The sequence below is a fragment of the Bradyrhizobium sp. SZCCHNRI20481 genome, from assembly GCF_032485055.1.
Classification (GTDB): domain Bacteria; phylum Pseudomonadota; class Alphaproteobacteria; order Rhizobiales; family Xanthobacteraceae; genus Bradyrhizobium.
The window spans coordinates 122,218-139,579 of record NZ_JAUEUE010000009.1 but is presented as its reverse complement, the minus strand read 5'-3'; the positions used below and the strand labels follow the sequence as shown (position 1 = coordinate 139,579).

The 17,362-nt window shown below is 64.0% G+C and carries 16 protein-coding genes; all 16 read right to left on the bottom strand.

Annotation, left to right across the window (positions count from 1 at the left end):
• Positions 1-6 precede the first annotated feature (6 nt).
• The 16 genes from QX132_RS16500 to QX132_RS16425 all read right to left on the bottom strand — a co-directional run bounded on the left by QX132_RS16500 (position 7) and on the right by QX132_RS16425 (position 17,229).
• Complete coding sequence (locus QX132_RS16500; RefSeq protein WP_315738908.1) at positions 7-900, bottom strand: hypothetical protein; 894 nt, start codon at positions 898-900, stop codon at positions 7-9.
• Between the two features lie 52 nt (positions 901-952).
• Positions 953-2,041 carry a GSCFA domain-containing protein gene (locus QX132_RS16495; RefSeq protein WP_315798940.1) on the bottom strand — a complete coding sequence of 363 codons (1,089 nt, stop codon included), beginning with the start codon at positions 2,039-2,041 and terminating at the stop codon, positions 953-955.
• Positions 2,042-2,098: 57 nt separating this feature from the next.
• A complete protein-coding gene (locus QX132_RS16490) occupies positions 2,099-3,043 on the bottom strand; it encodes a TylF/MycF/NovP-related O-methyltransferase (protein ID WP_315738906.1) in 945 nt (314 codons plus the stop codon).
• Between the two features lie 701 nt (positions 3,044-3,744).
• The gene (locus QX132_RS16485; RefSeq protein ID WP_315738905.1) at positions 3,745-4,407 is read right to left on the bottom strand and encodes a class I SAM-dependent methyltransferase; all 663 of its coding nucleotides are present in this window, start codon (positions 4,405-4,407) and stop codon (positions 3,745-3,747) included.
• 27 nt (positions 4,408-4,434) lie between these two features.
• Complete coding sequence (locus tag QX132_RS16480) at positions 4,435-5,481, bottom strand: aminoglycoside phosphotransferase family protein (protein ID WP_316161967.1); 1,047 nt, start codon at positions 5,479-5,481, stop codon at positions 4,435-4,437.
• Entirely contained in the window at positions 5,459-6,076 is a 618-nt protein-coding gene (locus tag QX132_RS16475; protein ID WP_316161966.1) for a hypothetical protein, read from the bottom strand. The genes QX132_RS16480 and QX132_RS16475 overlap by 23 nt, the downstream gene beginning before the upstream one ends.
• Before the next feature lie 9 nt (positions 6,077-6,085).
• Positions 6,086-7,123, bottom strand: a complete 1,038-nt coding sequence (locus QX132_RS16470; RefSeq protein WP_316161965.1) for a zinc-binding dehydrogenase — start codon at positions 7,121-7,123, stop codon at positions 6,086-6,088.
• An 8-nt stretch (positions 7,124-7,131) separates the two neighbouring features.
• The gene (locus QX132_RS16465; RefSeq protein ID WP_315738900.1) at positions 7,132-8,055 is read right to left on the bottom strand and encodes a transketolase family protein; all 924 of its coding nucleotides are present in this window, start codon (positions 8,053-8,055) and stop codon (positions 7,132-7,134) included.
• A complete protein-coding gene (locus tag QX132_RS16460) occupies positions 8,052-8,900 on the bottom strand; it encodes a transketolase (RefSeq protein WP_315777122.1) in 849 nt (282 codons plus the stop codon). Before QX132_RS16460 ends, QX132_RS16465 begins: the two co-directional genes overlap by 4 nt.
• A 42-nt stretch (positions 8,901-8,942) precedes the next feature.
• A complete protein-coding gene (locus QX132_RS16455) occupies positions 8,943-9,941 on the bottom strand; it encodes an NAD-dependent epimerase/dehydratase family protein (protein ID WP_315777123.1) in 999 nt (332 codons plus the stop codon).
• A gap of 12 nt (positions 9,942-9,953) precedes the next feature.
• Positions 9,954-10,562, bottom strand: a complete 609-nt coding sequence (locus tag QX132_RS16450; RefSeq protein WP_315712798.1) for an SIS domain-containing protein — start codon at positions 10,560-10,562, stop codon at positions 9,954-9,956.
• Positions 10,559-11,497, bottom strand: a complete 939-nt coding sequence (locus QX132_RS16445) for an SDR family oxidoreductase (protein ID WP_315738896.1) — start codon at positions 11,495-11,497, stop codon at positions 10,559-10,561. Before QX132_RS16445 ends, QX132_RS16450 begins: the two co-directional genes overlap by 4 nt.
• A 108-nt stretch (positions 11,498-11,605) precedes the next feature.
• Complete coding sequence (locus tag QX132_RS16440) at positions 11,606-12,328, bottom strand: nucleotidyltransferase family protein (protein ID WP_316161962.1); 723 nt, start codon at positions 12,326-12,328, stop codon at positions 11,606-11,608.
• A gap of 9 nt (positions 12,329-12,337) precedes the next feature.
• Entirely contained in the window at positions 12,338-13,825 is a 1,488-nt protein-coding gene (locus QX132_RS16435) for a PfkB family carbohydrate kinase (protein WP_409997764.1), read from the bottom strand.
• A 482-nt stretch (positions 13,826-14,307) separates the two neighbouring features.
• Positions 14,308-15,420, bottom strand: coding sequence for a hypothetical protein (locus QX132_RS16430; protein ID WP_316161961.1), 1,113 nt, complete (start codon positions 15,418-15,420; stop codon positions 14,308-14,310).
• Between the two features lie 306 nt (positions 15,421-15,726).
• Positions 15,727-17,229: an MBOAT family protein gene (locus QX132_RS16425; protein WP_316161959.1), complete on the bottom strand. Its 1,503-nt coding sequence runs from the start codon at positions 17,227-17,229 to the stop codon at positions 15,727-15,729.
• Positions 17,230-17,362: the final 133 nt, after the last annotated feature.

Below are 17,362 nucleotides of genomic sequence, written 5' to 3'. Positions count from 1 at the left end.
ATGTCCTCATGCTGCGTTCGGCTTGGTGGGCTGGAACGGATCCAGGCCGCACGCCATTCGATAATAGAGTTCGTATCGCGGGTGATTGGCGACGAGGCCGCGGCTGTCGATCGCATGATCGATCAGCGACTCGAGCAGGAGACGGGCGCCCTTGGGCGGCAGATGCACCCCGTCGAAATCGAACTCCGGACGCAAGAGATCGCCCTCGGTCAGGTCGGGCCAGCGGTCGACCGTGAAGAGGTTCACCGAACGCACCTTCTGCGCCAGCTTCCAGTTGAACGCCTGAACCAGCTTGGTCCGGACGGAGACAGGGCAGTCGTAGTTCTGCAGCTCTCGGATGCGCGCTTCCTGCCGGGTCGGGGGAACGACGCTCTGCACGTAGACGCGCTTGAAGCCGGCCTTGACCAGCTGATCGAGCCCGGCGACGAACGGCCCGAGCCGTGCCTCGATCGCCTCGTCGATGAGATCCCACGGCACCAGCGGCTTGTCGAGCAGAGGCAACGTGGTGGCGAACGGCGGAACGAAGTCGTGGGTGTCCTTGAGGAGTTGCAGGAGCGGACCGCGAACGTCGATCTCGCCGACGGTGATCATGATCAGCGGCGGCCGCACGGCCTGGCCGACCGCCTTGGCAATGGCGAAATCGACCTCGTCCATCGACAGATGCGTCGCGCGTCCGTTGCGCACCAGGCCTTCATATTCGAGGAAGGCGATGAAGTCAGGATGAAACTCGCCGGTGGCGGGATCATAGAACTCCCGCGCCGTGGCGCCGGGGATGTACTTGGTACGGGCCATCACCCAGGCGCCGGTCCACCGCTCCCGGAACACCATGTTCCGATACGGCAGGGAATGGCTGTCGCCGACGATATAGACCGGCAGAACCGCTTCGAGCTCGGTGTCCACGCTGATACGTCCCCCCTCACATCACAGGCTCGGCCGCGGCCGCCGCTCGTCCTCAGTTGTTACGGCTCGCGGCCAGTGCGCGGTAGAACTCGTCCTCGTCGCAGATGATCTGCGGCGCGGCCGGAGGAGCCGCCGGTTGCATTCGTTCGTCATCACGTGCGGATCGCACCTCTGCGCCAGCGTCCTCGCCGGTGAACTGCGCGAAGAACAGCTTCATCGCGCGCGCGACGCCCTCGGACGTGACCGAGCGCGCATCGTCGGCGAAATACGCCCCCGCGTTCTTCGCATTGGTGATGATCTCGTAGGACGCGAAGTAATGCACGTTGTCGAAGCGCCGGACCATCTCCTCGGCGGCGACGCGCAGCACGCTCTTGGAATAGGTCGTGGCCTGCAGCACGTGGCGCGGCTCCATGGTGGCCGCGAGCGGGACCGGCGAGACCGTCAGGATGATCTGCAGGCGCGGATTGGCTGCCGACATCAGGTTGATCGCCTCGGCAAGATAGCCGGTGGTCTCCATGACCGAGAGATTGTGGAACGCGTATTTGGCATCGTCGAAGTCGCCAGCGCTGCCGCACCCCGGACAGGTCGGATACACCGTGCCGTCGAGCTTGGACACCCAGCTCTCGGTCAGACCGAGCGTGAAGATGAAGATGTCGGTGGTTTCGAAGAGCCGCCGCACCGCCTGCAAATGCTGCTTCAGATCGGCCTCGGCCTCGACCATCGAGATGTAGCCGCGCGGCGTGATGCGGGGGCGCAGCAGATCGAACACCCAGCCGTCGCTGTCGGTCCAGAACTGATCGGCTGGCCGGAAAGCTCCGAACGCCCGCTGCAGCAGTTGCAGCAGTTGCAGGGTGCTGTAGACGTTGCCGTAGCGCGCGGAGAACACGCCATAGCCGAAGCGTTCCTCCTGCTCGGGCGTCAGATGCGGCGGCGCCGGCTCGGTGACAAAGTAATTGTAGCCGCGCTCCTTCAGGGCGCGCGAGATGTGCTGCGCGAAGCAACTGCCGGCCGAGGCGACGCGCTGATCAGGACCGAAGCGGAGCCGCGCGGTCAGATGAGGATCGAGATCGGATGGGCTGCGCTCGGCAACGGCCTGACGCCAGAAGCTGCTCGCGGGCAGCGTGGTGTAGGGACAACTCATGCACTCACCCTCTGACCGCATGGGGCCGCGACGCAACGAAAGCGAAGCGCATGCTGCTCAAGCCCTCGGCTTCATTCCGAGATAGGAATGAATGATGAACTTGGTGCCCTGGATCGAGTAGTCGCCGGAATGGCTGGCGACGATGTTGAAGCGGCTGACGAGGTCGGCCCAGGCCTTGCGCTCGCCGGCCTCGGGGTCGGCCTCGTTGCAGTTCCAGTCGTCGAAGCAGAGCACGGCGCCCTTCGAGATGAAGCCGCGTTCGAAGCACGGCACCAGAGCATCCATGGTGGATGAGTAGAGGTCGCCGTCGAAATGGATCAGTGCAAAGCGCGTGTCGTCCGGGAGCAGCTTCACCGTGTCGGCGAACCAGCCTTCATAGATCTCGACCCGGCTGGGCGGAATGATGGCCTCGACCATGGTCCGCAGATCCGCGGCGCTGAGAATCCTGCAGCCGCCCTTCGACCAGGTGCCCGATTTCACGTGCTGCGACTCGAGGTCGACCTGCGCCGTGATTTCCGGCAGGCCCTCGAAGCTGTCGAACAGGCGCAGCTTGCGCAGCGGCTGGTTCGGCTGATAGCGCGGGTCGAACACCATCGCGTTCGCCAGGGTGCGCGCGGTGAAGCCGCCCATGGTGCCGAATTCGGCGATATCGCCTTTGACATCGGCGCTGTTGATATACATCACGCTCAAGGTCAGCGTGCGCGCGATCTCCTTGGCGGGCAGGATCAGGACGTCGTCGATATCGAAGAACAGGTACGGCGCGCTAATCTTGTGGGCGTCGAGCCGTTCCAGGGCTTCGGTCTGCCGCGTCCGCGGCTCCGACCCCGCTCCGGCGGCCGGCGCGGGGACCGGTTGAGGCTCGGGTTCGGGCTTTGGCTCCAAAGCGGCCTGCGGCCGTTCCGGAGGCGGCTGCCCCATCAGCGCGCGCTTGATCGAGCGCAGCTTGAACAGGGTCTGGGGGGGCAGGCCTTCGGCGATCGCCACCTTCAACGACTTCGTCATGACAGCCCCGTTCCCTGCCGCTCGCGATGTTTCGCTGCCAATCTATAGATACATTTTGCAAAGATCGCAAAAGCGGCATGCGGGATCCGCACTCGTTTTGCGTGGGTCTTCAGCCGGGGAGGCCGACAAAGCCGCAATCCGGGTCGCCGGCGCTCGAGCCGGTTCCGACGTGCGCGTCGACGACGAATTGGCTCGCATCTTCAGGTGCATCACCCTTGTCCAGTCAGGTGACGAAAAATATTCTTCTTTCGTTTTTCCAGAAAACGTGGTTTTCTCTCGCCATCCCGCCTCGTGCAGAGGGACGTACGCGTCGTCACGATACGTGGAGGTGGGCTGCGATGGACGTGACGGCTGCGCCAGACGAGTGCAGCTGGCGCGGACGGCGAAGTCGTGTGGTCCTGGCCTCTCGACGCTGAGGTCTGCGCAACGCGCCAAAGGCGCGTTGTCGCAAAATGGGGGCAAGAACGCCGATCCCCAGGGAGAGCACGAAGGACACCGTTAAAACCGATCGCGCGGGGAAGGCCGGGATGTCCCAGCCGAACCTGTGGTACCTGCCGCCTGCATTTCTTTCTGCAGGCGGGCCATGGGGGCGGCAGGCTCCCGGCCTTCCTCGCGCCCTCTCAATCGAGAGGGCGATGGTCAACTCATAGCTCGGACGCCAATGCGTCGCGAGAGCGCCTGTCGACGCTCTCAGCTCACCCTCATTCGAAGAAGATGAATTCGTGGTCGCCGGTGTAGCCGGAGCGCTTGAATTCGAACGCCCATTCCTCGGGGGTGTGGAAGATGCGGCAGGTGAGCTGCCAGTACATCAAATTCACCTTCTCGCGCTCGTTGCGGTAGCCCTCGACGCAGAGATATTTGGCGCCGCGGCTGACGCGCTCCATCTCGCGCAGGGCGGCATCGAGATCGTAGTTGTAGAGGTTGTGCAGCGTGTTGATCGAGATGACCAGATCGAAGTGCTTGTCGGGGTAGGGCAGCTTGGCCGCGCTGCCGACCTGGCAGAACGGCTTCACGCTCTCCATCGTGTGCTCGACGCCGTAGGACGAGACGTCGATGCCGGCGACCTCGAGATCCGGGATGGCCTCGCGGAAATCGTGCAGAATGAAGCCCTTGCCGGAGCCGACGTCGAGCACGCGCATGCCCGGCTTGATGCCGTACGTCTCGATCATCGCGTCGGCGACCTTGCGCCAGCGGCCGTCATATTTGTAGCCGCCATAGCCGGTCTCGCGGCTGCCGTCCCAATAGTCGTAATCGTACTTGATCGCCATCTCCGCGACATCGGCCTTGTCGCGCTGGGTGACGCGCGCGAGATAGTCGCGCTTGGTCGATTTGTGGACGAGACTGACGAACTCGCGGTAGGCCATGAAGATCTCCGGGCGTGGGGATGGCGGTTAGTCGGATGTGGCGCCGATCAGGTCGAGCTTGGCGTCGGCCTTGGCGAGCTGCGCGGCGCAACGCTGCGCCCAGGCGCCGGTGTCGGCGAAGGCGCGCCTGGTGGCGCCGAGCGGCAGGAAGTCGTTCAGGATGATGCAGGTCCACTTGACCTGGTAGGCATCGAGCAGCAGCCGGCAGCGCGCCACGCTGGCCGCGTCGAGCCCGAGGCCCTCGGTCAGCCGCTCGGTGAAATGCTCATGCACGGCCAGCGGCACCGGCACCTCCGGCTGGCAGAAGAAGTCCGACGCCAGCTTGGCCGGATCGTCGCGGCCGGCATATTCGAAATCGAGGAAGGTCAGCTTGCCCTGGTCGTCGATCAGCGCGTTGTGGAAGCCGAAGTCGGACGGCGACAGGCAGACCTGATCGGCGGGGATGGCGGCCTCCAGGCCGAGCCCTTCGGCCGCGGCGCCGCTCAGAATGGTCGCCTTGACGTCTGCCCAGGCCGGCTGCAACTGCGTCGCCACGAATTGCCGGGCCTCGGCCACATGCGGTACGTCGGAATCGAGTGTCGCCAGCCGCGCCACACGGCGCTCGACGGTCGCGATGTGCTCGGCCAGCGAGAAGCAGGCTTCCGAGCCCGGCGCCAGCGCAGGGCGGGGTGGGGCGTTCACCGCGAGCACGAAATCGATCGCGGCCTCGACATGAACAGGTGCCAGCTCGGCAGCCGTCAGCTTGCGTCCTTCGACGAAGCTGTAGAGGCCAGCCTGCTCGGCGCGGTCGCAGGCCAGCGGTTCCGGCACGACGCGAACGCCGCGCGACCAGGCATGGCTGATGAAGCTCCATTCAGCGCCGAGCCGGTCGCGGGTATCACGGGCATCGGTGAAGTAACGCTTGAGCACGAGGGGACCGGCCTCGGTGTCGACGCGAAAGACCTGGTTGTTGCGGCCGCCGGCCAGCCGCGTCAGTCCCGTAGGGCTGGCCTTGCCGGCCTGCGCGGCGAGGCGCTGGGCGAGCGCCAGCAGGGCGGCGTCGGCGTTGGCCTCAGCCGCGGTCACGGACGACATCCGCCGCGATCTCGGCCCAGGAGGCGCGGCGCTCATAGCCCGTGGCCTTGGTCGCGAACTGGTCCTCCGGATCGAACAGCACCTTGCGCATGCCTTGCGGAAATCCGGCCATGGCCAGGATCTCCGGCAGGTCGTCGACGAACAGCTCGCAGGCCAGCGCGTGGGCGCGGGCAACCTTGTCGTCCTTGGTCAGCTCGAAGAACACCCGCTCCGGCGCGATCTGGCCGGGCGCTGATCCCATCAGGCCGCGGTCGGTCAGGAAGCCGCGCGCTGCGGCATGCATGTCGTGCTTCGGTCCGAGAATGGGGTGCCGGGTCTTATGGCTGACGATGAACAGGTCATGGCCGGCGGCACGGGCCGCATCGACGAACTCCGCGAAGCCGGGGTAGGGCGACACCAGGTCCATGCGGGCGCCGTAGACATAGCCCTGCAGCTCGGTGAAGTCGTCCTTGCGCCCGCTGCCGTTGAGATGGTCGCGGACGCTGTTCTTGTCGCGGCCGAGATCGGCCGGGATCAGGCCGCGCTCGAGCGCGGCCGCATGAAACACGCCGTCATAGCAGGCGATCGTGTTGTCGAAGTCGATCCCGATCCGCATGGCCTGGACTTAACGCAGCGACATGTCGATCAGCGGACGGCCGACCTTGCCGGCCGCGAGATCCTGCAGCGCCTGGTCGGCCTGGGCGAGGCTGTAGGGCTTCGACAGCAGATCCCGCACCGGGAAGCGGCCGGAGCTCAGCAGCCGGCCGTAGCGCCCGTAGTCGCGATCCGGCACGCTGTCGCCGCCCCAGGTGCCGAGCAGGCTCTTGCCCTGGTTGAAGACGCCGGGATTCAGCGTGAGCGCCGCGCCATGCTTGGCATTGCCGATCACGACCGCGCGGCCGCCCTGCTGGCGCGTCGAATTGATCGCCTGCTCCATCACGGCAGGAATGCCGGAGGATTCGACCGCGAGATCAACGCCCTGCGGCACGATCTTCTTGATCTCGGCCAGCACGTCGCCGCTGGCATCGATGATGTGAGTCGCGCCGTAGATCTGGGCGAGCGCGCGGCGGGTCGGGTTGGGATCGATGCCGATCACCGGCATCGCGCCGGCCAATGCCGCTGCCATCAGCGCGTTGAGGCCGATGCCGCCGGTGCCGAACACGGCGACGGCGTCGCCCGGCTGGACCTTGAGCACGTTGTAGACCGCGCCCATGCCGGTCGGCGCCGCGCAGCCGAGCAGCACCGCGACATCCATCGGCAGGTCGGGCGGCAGCAGGGTCAGGCGGTTCTCGCTGACGACCGCATGGCGCTGGAAGGTGGTGACGCCGCCGGCGTTGACCTTCTTGCCGTCCCAGTCATAGACGGCGCCGCCGGCCTCGATGCCCGTGCCCTTGATCCAGGACAGCACGACCTTGTCGCCGACCTTGACCTTGGTGACGGCGCTGCCGGCCTCGATCACCGTGCCGGTGCCCTCATGGCCCAGGCAGTGCGGCACCCATTTGTCCTCGCCCTTGTCGCCGCGCCACTCCATCACCTGCGTGCCGCAGGCGCCGGAATAGGCGATCTCGACCAGGACCTGCCCCGGCTTCAGGGCCGGCGTCTCGATCTCGGCCAGGACGAGCGGCTGGCCGGTCTGGACCAGGAGGGCAGCTTGGGTCTTCATGTGATGTCTCAGCTCAACGCGTGGATGATCTTGTCCGCGATCTGGTGGCCGGTCAGTCCCAGCACCTCGCGGGCGTATTCCTGTTCGCCTGATTTCTTGAAGAAGGCGTCCGGCGTGCCGAAGCGCAGGAACTTCTGGTGCTTCGTCTCGGTATCGGCGAGCCATTCGGAGACGGCGGAGCCGAAGCCGCCAATCAGCGAATGCTCCTCGATGGTCGCGACCAGCTTGAAGCGGCTGAAGGCCTGCTTGAGCTTGTCCTCATCCAGCGGCTTCACGGTGTGGAAGCTGACGACCTCGGCGGAGATGCCCTTCTCCTTCAATCTATGTGCGGCTTCAATGACTTCCGGCAGCATGTTGCCGGTCGAGAGCAGGCAGACGTCGGAGCCTTCCTCGATCGTGATCGCCTTGCCGATCTTGAAGTCCGTGATGGGGCCCTTGTGAACGACCGGCTCACCCTTCTTGCCCATGCGGATGTAGACCGGGCGGTCCTGCTGCATGGCCGCGCGCAAGGCGCCGCGCACCTCGAAGGCATCGCCCGGGCAGATCACGACCATGTTCGGGATCGAGCGCAGGAACGAGATGTCCTCGCAGGCGTGGTGGGTCGGGCCGAGGCCGGAATAGGCGAGGCCGGCGCCGACCGCGACGATGGTCACGGGGACCTCGTGATAGCAGACGTCGGTGCGGATCTGCTCCAGGCAGCGCGTCGTCACGAACGGCGTGATCGTGTAGGCGACTGGGCGCAGGCCGTTCATGGCCATGCCGGCGGCGACGCCCATCATGTTGGCCTCGGCGACGCCGCAGTTGAAGAAGCGGCTGGGGTGCTTGTCCTTGAACTTGTCGAACAGGCGGTTGCCGATGTCGCCCGAGAGCATGACGACGCGGCTGTCCTCGTTGCCGAGCTTGGTCAGTTCGTCAGCGAACGCGTTTCTCATGACAGGCCGAGCTCCTTGAACGACTTGACGACTTCCTCAGCGGTCGGGGCGCGATAGTGCCAGTTGTTGTCGTCCTCCATGAACGACACGCCCTTGCCCTTCACGGTGTGGGCGATCAGCGCCACCGGCTTGCCCGAGCCGTTCGGGATGTTCTGCATGGCTTCCGCCAGCGCGCCGATGTCATGGCCGTCGATCTCGTGGGCGTCCCAGCCGAACGCCGCCCATTTGTCGCGCAGCGGCGCCAGCATCAGGGTTTCGTTGGAGCGCGCGGTCGCCTGCCACTTGTTGTAGTCGACGACGACGCAGACATTCTCGAGCTTCTGCGCGGCGGCGAACATCGCCGCCTCCCACACCGAGCCCTCGTTGTTCTCGCCGTCCGAGAGCAGGGCGAACACGCGGTAGTTCTCGCCCTTGATGCGCCCTGCGAGCGCCATGCCGCAGCCGAGCGGCAGGCCGTGGCCGAGCGAGCCGGTGGCCGCCTCGACGCCGGGCAAAAGGTTCGCCGGCGGATGCTCGGCGAGCCGGCCGCCGTCCTGGCAGTAGGTGTCGAGCTCCTCGATCGGGAAGTAGCCCTTCATCGCCAGCGTCGCGAACAGCGCCGCGGCGGCATGACCCTTGGAGAGGATGAAGCGGTCGCGCAGCGGGTCGGTGGGATTCTTCGGGTCGATGTTCAGCACATGCCAATAGGCTGCGGTCATCGCATCGGCGCAGGACAGCGACGAGGCCAGATGCGCGGCCTGCGCCTTGTGCGACATCTCGATGATCTTGCCGCGCAGCCTTGCGGCCTGCGCCTTCAGGGCGGCGGCGTCAGGCTTGGCCGCCGGGCTCCGGACTGCAACGTTCATCGTGCTCTCCAGTCGCGCTTCTCCGGGAAGCGCAGGGGTCGATCAGGGTTTATGTTCGTACTTGGTCGGCAGCTTGGCCATGACATCCTCGAAGCGTCGCGCCCAGGCGATGACGTCGTCGATGCCCTGTTCCAGCGAGAACGTGTCGCGCCAGCCGAGCTCGGTGCGCAGCTTGAAGCTGTCGAGCGTATAGGCGGTGTCCTTGCCCGGCCGCTCCGGGCCGATCTCGACGCAATCCTCGAACGACTTGCCGAGACGCGCCAGGATCATCTCGACCAGCGTGCGGATCGAGACCAACTCGTAGCCCGAGATGTGATAGGTCTCGCCGAGCTTGCCGCTGCGACCGATCTTCACCGTCGCATCCGACACGTCGGTCATGTGGATGAAGACGCGGATCGACTTGCCGCCGCCGTCGAGCCGCAGCTTCTGCCCGGTCATCGCCGCCACGATGGTGCGCGGCACGATGCGATAGAGCTGCTGGCCCGGGCCGTACACATTGGCCGCACGTGTGAAGACCACGGGGAACTGGTAGTTGGCGAAATAGGTGCGCAGGCTCATGTCGCCGGCCGCGCGCGACACCGCGTAGGGCGTCGACGGGTTGAAGGCTGCGTCCTCGCGCACCCAGCCCTCGGTCGAGCCGTAGACCTCGGGCGTCGTGACGTGGACGTAGCGGTCGAGGCCGTCATAGTTGCGCAGGATGTCGTGCAGCCGGACCGCGGAGACGACGTTGGTCATCATCCAGTGGTCTGGATGCAGCCAGCTCTCGCCGACCATGCTCTGCGCCGCGAAGTTCACGACGTGAGTCGGCCGCTCCGAGGCCAGCAGCGCCTTGAGCGCATCGAGATCGTGATTGAGATCGACGCGCTGGAAGCGGACCTTGCCGGGACGCTTCTGCCATTTGTACGGCAGGAAGGCGTCATGCGGCTCGTCCGAGCGGCTGGTCGCGATCACGTCGTGACCGGCGGCAGCCAGGAAGTCGACGAAGGTTGCGCCCGAAAACGAGTTCGAGCCGAGGATCAGGTACTTTTCGTTCGCAGCCATCGTCCCTGTCCGTCAGACCTCGCGCGTCGTGATGATGTCGCCGCGCTGGGCGTACAGCCACTGCATGATCATGTGGCCGATCACCATCTGCGCGTCCTCGGCGATCTGCATGTCGTCGACCGCGAAATGGATCGGCACGTCGGCGAGCGCCTTGGCCTTGCCGCCGGAAAAGCCCAGCACGGCATAGCTGGTCATGCCGATCTTCTTGCCTTCTTCCAGCGCCTTCAGGATGTTCGGCGAGTTGCCGGAGCCGGAGAAGGTGATCAGCACGTCGCCCTTGCGCGCGAGCACCGCGAGCTGCAGCGAGAACACCTGGTCATAGCCTTCGTCATTGGCGAGGCAGGTGATCACGGATGGGTTCGACGACAGCGAGTGCACGCGCAGACCCGAGCCTGGCGTCTTCGAGAGCGCGTAGAGGAAATCGTTGGCGAGGTGGTTGGCGTTGCCACCGCTGCCGCCATTGCCGCAGAAGAACACCTGCCGGCCGGTCTGCCAGCAGTCGCGCAGATCATAGGCGAGCTTCTCGACCGGGCTCCAGTCGAAATCCTTCAGCACGGTGCTGAAGCGGCTGGTGTAGTCGGCGAACAGGCTGCCGGGGGTCTTGAAGGCCAGGACGTTCATTTCACGACCTCCTTCTCCATCCATTTCAGATTGTACCAGCGATCGTCGTTCTTGAGCTGGCCCTGCGAGTACATGCCGATGATTTCCTTGATCGCGTCTTCCACTGTCTTCTTCGGGCGGAAGCCGGTCGCGAGCAGGCGATCGGAGTTGACGCGATAGCTGCGCGGGTCGTTCGAGGGCGTCACGATGACCTCAGCCGGCACGTGCTTGGTGACCAGATTGGCGATGTCGAGGATCGAGATGTTCTCGAAGCCCGCATTATAGATCCCGGTGTGCTCAGGATGATCGAGCAGGAAGAGATAAAGGTCGGTGATGTCGTCGATGTGGATGTTCGGCCGGGTCTGGTCGCCGCCGAACACGGTGATGCGGCCGTTCATCAGCGCCTGCATCGTCAGCATGTTGACGGAGACGTCGAGCCGCTGGCGCGGAGAGTAGCCGCACACGGTCGCGGGACGGACGATCTGCACCACCATGTCATCCTTGTAGGACAGCACGATGCGCTCGCCGCACATCTTGGTCTTGTTGTACTCGGAGATCGGCAGCAGCTCGAGATCCTCGGTGACCTGCTCCTCTTCCTTCACGCCGTAGACGCTGCCGGAGGACGCGTAGATGAAGCGCTTGATGCCGTGGCGATAAGCGCGATCGGCGAGCTGCATCGTGGCGAGGCAGGAGATCTCCCAGGTCAGCTTGGGGTCGAGATCGCCGCAGGGGTCGTTGGCAACGCTGGAGAGATGGATGATGGCGTCGACCCCGGTCAGGTCGATCGCGTCGGGATTGCGGACGTCGCCCTGGACGACGGTGAGATCCGGATGCGGCTCGAGGAAATTGCCGAACCACATGATGTCGAACGCGACCACCTTGTGGCCGGCCTTCAAGAGCTTCGGCACGAGCACGCTGCCCTTGTAGCCGCACGCTCCGGTCACGAATATCTTCATCTGAGCAATCCCCGTGGCTCGCCTGTCGTGTCGCCGGCTGGCGCGTCGCGCGCACCTTTATACAAATTGGCTAGGGAAGGCGACCAGCCCGGCGGCGCAAGCCGCCCGTCAGACGTCCCCGCCACGGCGCGGTTCGTGATTAAACTCCAAATGGGCCCGGCGCAAGCTTTCCGGGTTACCGATATCCCGATGATAACCGCTGGTTTCCACGCACAAAATGCGTCCGAGATAGTTGGGGATGATTTCGGTGGAGAGATCGACGATCGGCTTTCCCAACGCGGCGATGTCGGCGATGACGGCAGGATCGAACACGTAGACCGCGCCATTGGCGAGGTTCCCAGGCGGATTCTTGACCTTCTCGTGGAAGGCGATCACCCTGTGCTGATCGTCCAGCTCGAGAATCCCGCACGAGCTCGGATCATCGGTGCGGAACGCGAGCATCGTCATGATGCAGCCATCAGGGCGGTTGCGATGGGCGGAGAGCAGCCCCGCGGCGTCGAAATCCGTCAGATTGTCGGCGTGAGCCACGAGGAAGGGCTGGTCGCCGAACCAGGCGCGGTTGGCAAGCACGGTGCCGCCCGTCCCGAGCAGTTCATCTTCGTGAACGAGATCGATGCGGTCCCGCCAGCGCGATTGCGCCACGTGCGCGCGCACCTGTTCGGCGAGCCAGTGTGTGTTGAGCAGCGCGCGCTCGATGCCGCCTTCGAACACGAGATCGAGCCAGTAGTCCAGCAATGGCCGGTCGTGCACACGCACCAGGCATTTCGGCGTCGTATTGGTCAGCGGGCGCAGCCGGCTTCCGATCCCCGCCGCGAGCAGGAGGGCACGCATGACGATATCCTACTCCTGGCTGAACCCGGTCTCGTCGATTTCCCGCACCAGCTCCGCCGTCGTCAACGGCAGGTTGCCGACGCGGGAGACCTGGAGGGCGGCCGCCAGCGATCCGAGATAGGAGGCCCGCCAGATATCGGCGCCCGCGCGCAGGCCCATCGAGCAGGCCATGAAGAAGCTATCGCCGGCGCCGGACACGTCCTTCGGCGACGGATTGAACGCCGGCAGCCGGTCCGAGGTGAAGGTGCCATCCGCCAAGGTGTTGATCAGCGCGCCTTCGGCGCCGAGCGTGATCACCAGATTCTTGGTGCGGGCCCGCTCGACCAGCCGCTCGCTGATCACGGCGAGGCCCGAGATGAAGTCGTTCAGCGCGACGCGCGCCTCGCGCTCGGTCGGCGTCAGTAGGGTCATGCCCTTGAAGCGGGAGACGTCGCCGGTCTGCGAGGACACCTGGCTGTCGGCCGCCATCATCACGCCCTGTGCGCGGGCGCGATCCGCGATCGCGTCGACCAGATCCTGCGGCAGGCAGCCATAGTTGAAGCAGGAGAACAGCAGCAGATCGCAGGTCTTCAAGGCACGCTCGACCGATGTCAGCATTTGCCGCTGCAGGTCGGCGTCCGAGGCGTGCTGGCGCAGATGGTTGACCCGCAGCAACGTCTTGTTGAGCGCGCGAAAACGCTGTTTGCGCGTGGTCGGCCGGCTCTGGTCGGTGAAGGCGTTGAAGTTGACGCCATGCTGTTCCAGCGTGTTGCGCGCGAATCGCGCCGCCTCGTCGTCGCCGACGAGCGTGAAGAACTTCACGTCCGCGCCGAGGCCATGGGCATGCGCCGCAACCGCGCCGGCACCGCCGACGAAGGTGCGGGTCATCAGCGGCGTCACCACGATGGTCGGATCCTCCTGGGACATGCCGACCGCATCGCAGGTGACATATTCGTCGACGATCAGGTCGCCGATGACGGCGACCCGCATGCCGGAGAGCTTGCGGAGCAGATCCTTCAGATTCGTGATCTCGAAGCCGTGGCGCTTGGGAAATTCCTGCGGTTTGCGAACCGTGGAGATGTCGATGTTGGCGTCGCGTTCCAGCAGCGACAGCGACGCAAAGCGCAACTCACCGGACGAGAAGATCAGCCGCCCGCCATAGACGTCCACGGCCTCCTGCTCGGGATTGGCGCGATCCTCGAACTCCTTGCCCTTGACGACGACGGTCGGCTTCAGATGCGCGATGAAGTCGGACGCCGACGTATCCAAGCGCACGGCATGGTGCACAAAGGCGATGGAACGCACATTTTCGAGGCGCATGTCCTGCGCCAGGGTCACGCCGGGCGTCGAATCGGGATTGACGCCCACGACCAGCACGTCGGCCTGCTCGGCGGCGAACTTCAAGAGCCGTAGATGTCCGGGGTGCACGACGTTGAAGTTGCCGGACACGAACGCAATCGTCTCCCCGGAGTCACAAGAGGCGCGAACAGTCTGGCAGGCCAGATCCATCTCACTCATATCGATCACCTGATCCAAGGAATTCACCTCCGGCTCGATCGGGCTGAGGTAGGACATCCGGCCAGGGTGTCATTCGCCGGCCGAAGAACTCCGATGCAAAGCGTCGCTGTCGCCCGGCACATCTGCACCGCGAATCCCGTTCCGATCTGCATCTTTCATGCCCGACATTGATTTCGTTGCGAAAAAAACAAGCGCGACCCCGAGATCGGAGCGATGGAGGGGCCGGCGGCCGATCATTTCCAATGGTCTCTTTATCAGGTGTGCGCAGCAGCACAAACAGTCCTGTTAGCTTGCGGTTGTGTGGTCGCGTCGGAATGCGGCTTCCGGAGAGCTCATCGTCCTTCACGGCAATGCTCGGCGCTGTGCAGACGAATCAGGCGAAGGATGGATCCAAGAATGCTCCGGCGAGAGACGGACTGCGTTGCGCTGGTCGGCGGGCCACGCGGAAAAGCCTCGGGGACGCCAGTCTCTCGCAGGACGTCTCAGTGATAGAGGTCGAACTGTTCACCTTGTCCTTTTTCAAGATCGGCCGTCAACGCGCTGCGGTCGATCAGCGGAAACAGCTTGCTGAACTCGGGGCGGTCCAGCAGTGCGAGGTAGGTCTTGAGCATGCCCCGTTCCGAAGGATGCGCGGGATCGAAGAAGTTGCCGGCATCGCGCGATATCTCGGTGCGGCTCATGTCGAAGAACTGAATGCCTAGCTGCGCAAATCTTTCGACGGTCTCTGGACTCCTGATCTCGCGCCAGAGTCCGGAATAGGGCCAATAGGCCTCATCGGTGTCGAGAAAGGCGGCAGCGCTCTCCAGGAGCGGATACTGGATTGCAATCACCGAGAACCCGCGCTCGCGGGACAGCCGAGACAGCCGCTCGATCTCGCCAAATTCGCGTTCGCTGAGATGGGGCGCGCCCGGAAACGAGGAGGTGACGTATTGAGCGCCGCGCGCCAAGGTTTCGCCTGCTGCATTCCGGTAAGGTGGCGCGACCATGACGGAACCATCCTTGCGGAACCCGAACTTGCCACGGATCGCCTCTGTTCCTATCAGCCTGTTGTTGTCAACAGGCTCGAGCTGCGGCGTCATCATGGCCGAACGGATTGCATCGAGGTCTCCGTGGGCCCGCGTGACGAAGTCTGCGACGTCGTGCAGCTTCCGCCGATGCGAATCGATGCCCTGGGCGAAGTCCATCGTGCGTTCTTTCCGCCAGACGTCAGCGAGGAAATCGCCAAACAGGAAGTAGTCCAGCGCTACGACGACTACGCGCGGCTTCGCCACCGTGGTTGCGCGATCGACAAAGTCCACAACGTGCGTGAGAGGCCAAGCCGTCAGGCACGCATTGTAGGTCACATAGGGGCGGAACATCTGCTCGCGCGCCTGACCGCACCGCGAACTTCCTACCAGCAGAACCTCAGGACGGACCTGTTTGATTCGTTCGAGCTTGTAGGGTGCATAGTCCTTGAAGGTGCCGAGCCAGACCAGCCGTTCTGTGCGCGATTGCTGGGCTGCAATCATGGAGAGCGGAACGGTCGCGCCCAATCGCCAGCCGGCCCATTCGAAAACAGCCAGCAGCGGCAGGAAAACGACAGCAAACAGCGCCACTACGATCGCAAGATACCGCGCCAAAGTTCGAGCCCGCCTTGATGATTGTGCTTCGGGAGTTAGCGAGTTTGGCTCGCAATCCGCGTCGTGCTGGGAGTTGATTGCGCTAGAATCAGGCTAATAGCTTGGCGTGGTTGCCGCAAGCGGATGATGCGCCAGCGCCACGCCGCCTGCCTGGACAGCTTCGACGAGAACATATTCGGATTCCTCAGCAGGATCGGCGCGATCGACGGCCCTTCTGCGTTCACTAAGCCAGAATGTCGGTGGCGAGGGCTCGAGGCCCGTCGCTTGCCACGCCCGGCTCGTTCAGAATTGGAAGTAGAGGAACTGCGAGGTGTCTCCGGCAATGATGTTCATCAGAACTGCCGCCACGAGCGCGATGGAAGTTCCGATTGCCCACGGCAAGGACGGTCGCCACTTCAGGTTCAGAATGCTCCAGGGACGAGGGTTGTGGTAGGTTTCCAGCCCGACCTTCCAACGCTCGAACATTGTGTTCACGTTGGGCAGGGTGAAACAGGCGACATAGCCTGCCAGGATCGCGATCATGACGCGCGGATCGACGAGGTTCGTTGCCGTGATCTTCTCCGGGTTGGACAGGGCGAGCATCCCCTTGATCAGCCTGACCGCGGCATTCGGATTGTCGGCCCGGAAGAAAACCCATGCCAGAACCACGACGAACTGTGTCAACAATAGAGCCGCCACCGCATACCAGGCGGTCGCCGACAGGCGGGTGAGGGCCGGTCGCTGCGCGACGAATTTGCTCCAGCGATGATTGACGATCAGAAACAGCCCGTGCAGGGCGCCCCAGATGATGAAGGTGAAGCCGGCGCCGTGCCAGAGACCGCCGAGCAGCATGGTGGCGAAGAGGTTGGCGTTTCTCCGGTGCTCGCCGTAGCGGTTGCCGCCAAGCGGGATGTAGAGATAGTCGCGCAGGAAGCGCGACAGCGAGATATGCCAACGGCGCCAGAATTCGACGATGCTCAGCGACTTGTAGGGGGAATCGAAGTTGAAGGGCAGCCGGATCCCAAACATGATCGAGATGCCGATCGCCATGTCCGAGTAGCCTGAGAAATCGAAGTAGATCTGCAGCGAGTAGGCGAGCGCGCCGCCCCAGGCGTCGATCAGGTGAAGGTGGCTCGAATTGGCGGCCTGGAACACGGGATTCGCGATCAGGCCGAACCCATCCGCGATGAACGACTTCTTGAATAGCCCAATGGTCAGAATCGTGAGGCCGATCGCGACTTTTTCGAGCGAAATCCTTCGGCTCTCCTCCGAGCCGAATTGCGGCATCATCTCGCGGTGATGGAGGATCGGGCCGGCGACCAGATGCGGGAAATACGTGACGAACAGGCCGTATTTCACGAAGCTTCGTTCATCGGAATACCCCCCGTAGACGTCGGCGAGGTAGGCGATCTGGGTGAAGGTAAAAAACGAAATGCCGAGCGGGAGAACGATCGCGAGCGAGGGGTGCTTCGACGCGGTGATCGCATTGAGGATCTGGATGCCGAAATTCGTGTATTTGTAGAACGCGAGCGCAGCCAGGTTGAGCGTGATGGCAGCTGAAAACAGGCCAGTGCGGAGCTTTCCGGTCTGTCCGGCAATCAGCAGACCCATCGTATAATTGAAGACGATGGAGACCAGGATGATCGGGACGAAGTGAATGTCCCAATAGCTGTAGAAGGTGAGCGACGCCGCGGTGAGCCAGCTGAGGCGCACGACGGGGGCGGCGAAAAAGCGAGCCAGCAGAAAATAGCCGACCAGGGTCACCGGCAGGAACAGGAACAGAAACTCAAACTGCGTGAAAAGCATAACAAGTTTCTTGATGTTGCTGCATATTGCGTTGCTTTATCAATGATTGAGGGCGCTGCCAAGTTGGGTGCACCTCTCCCGCTGCGAATTTCGGGGGATGCCGCCTCCTGACGGCAGCGACGTGCGGCCGGCC

Excerpts from the sequence above, each read along its gene's own strand:
- QX132_RS16485 (WP_315738905.1), bottom strand. The coding sequence starts at position 4,407 with ATGGCCTACCGCGAGTTCGTCAGTCTCGTCCACAAATCGACCAAGCGC.
- QX132_RS16480 (WP_316161967.1), bottom strand. The coding sequence starts at position 5,481 with ATGTCGTCCGTGACCGCGGCTGAGGCCAACGCCGACGCCGCCCTGCTG.
- QX132_RS16455 (WP_315777123.1), bottom strand. The coding sequence starts at position 9,941 with ATGGCTGCGAACGAAAAGTACCTGATCCTCGGCTCGAACTCGTTTTCG.
- QX132_RS16490 (WP_315738906.1), bottom strand. The coding sequence starts at position 3,043 with ATGACGAAGTCGTTGAAGGTGGCGATCGCCGAAGGCCTGCCCCCCCAG.
- QX132_RS16475 (WP_316161966.1), bottom strand. The coding sequence starts at position 6,076 with ATGCGGATCGGGATCGACTTCGACAACACGATCGCCTGCTATGACGGC.
- QX132_RS16445 (WP_315738896.1), bottom strand. The coding sequence starts at position 11,497 with ATGAAGATATTCGTGACCGGAGCGTGCGGCTACAAGGGCAGCGTGCTC.
- QX132_RS16440 (WP_316161962.1), bottom strand. The coding sequence starts at position 12,328 with ATGCGTGCCCTCCTGCTCGCGGCGGGGATCGGAAGCCGGCTGCGCCCG.
- QX132_RS16435 (WP_409997764.1), bottom strand. The coding sequence starts at position 13,825 with ATGAGTGAGATGGATCTGGCCTGCCAGACTGTTCGCGCCTCTTGTGAC.
- QX132_RS16425 (WP_316161959.1), bottom strand. The coding sequence starts at position 17,229 with ATGCTTTTCACGCAGTTTGAGTTTCTGTTCCTGTTCCTGCCGGTGACC.
- QX132_RS16450 (WP_315712798.1), bottom strand. The coding sequence starts at position 10,562 with ATGAACGTCCTGGCCTTCAAGACCCCCGGCAGCCTGTTCGCCGACTAC.
- QX132_RS16470 (WP_316161965.1), bottom strand. The coding sequence starts at position 7,123 with ATGAAGACCCAAGCTGCCCTCCTGGTCCAGACCGGCCAGCCGCTCGTC.
- QX132_RS16460 (WP_315777122.1), bottom strand. The coding sequence starts at position 8,900 with ATGAACGTTGCAGTCCGGAGCCCGGCGGCCAAGCCTGACGCCGCCGCC.
- QX132_RS16465 (WP_315738900.1), bottom strand. The coding sequence starts at position 8,055 with ATGAGAAACGCGTTCGCTGACGAACTGACCAAGCTCGGCAACGAGGAC.
- QX132_RS16495 (WP_315798940.1), bottom strand. The coding sequence starts at position 2,041 with ATGAGTTGTCCCTACACCACGCTGCCCGCGAGCAGCTTCTGGCGTCAG.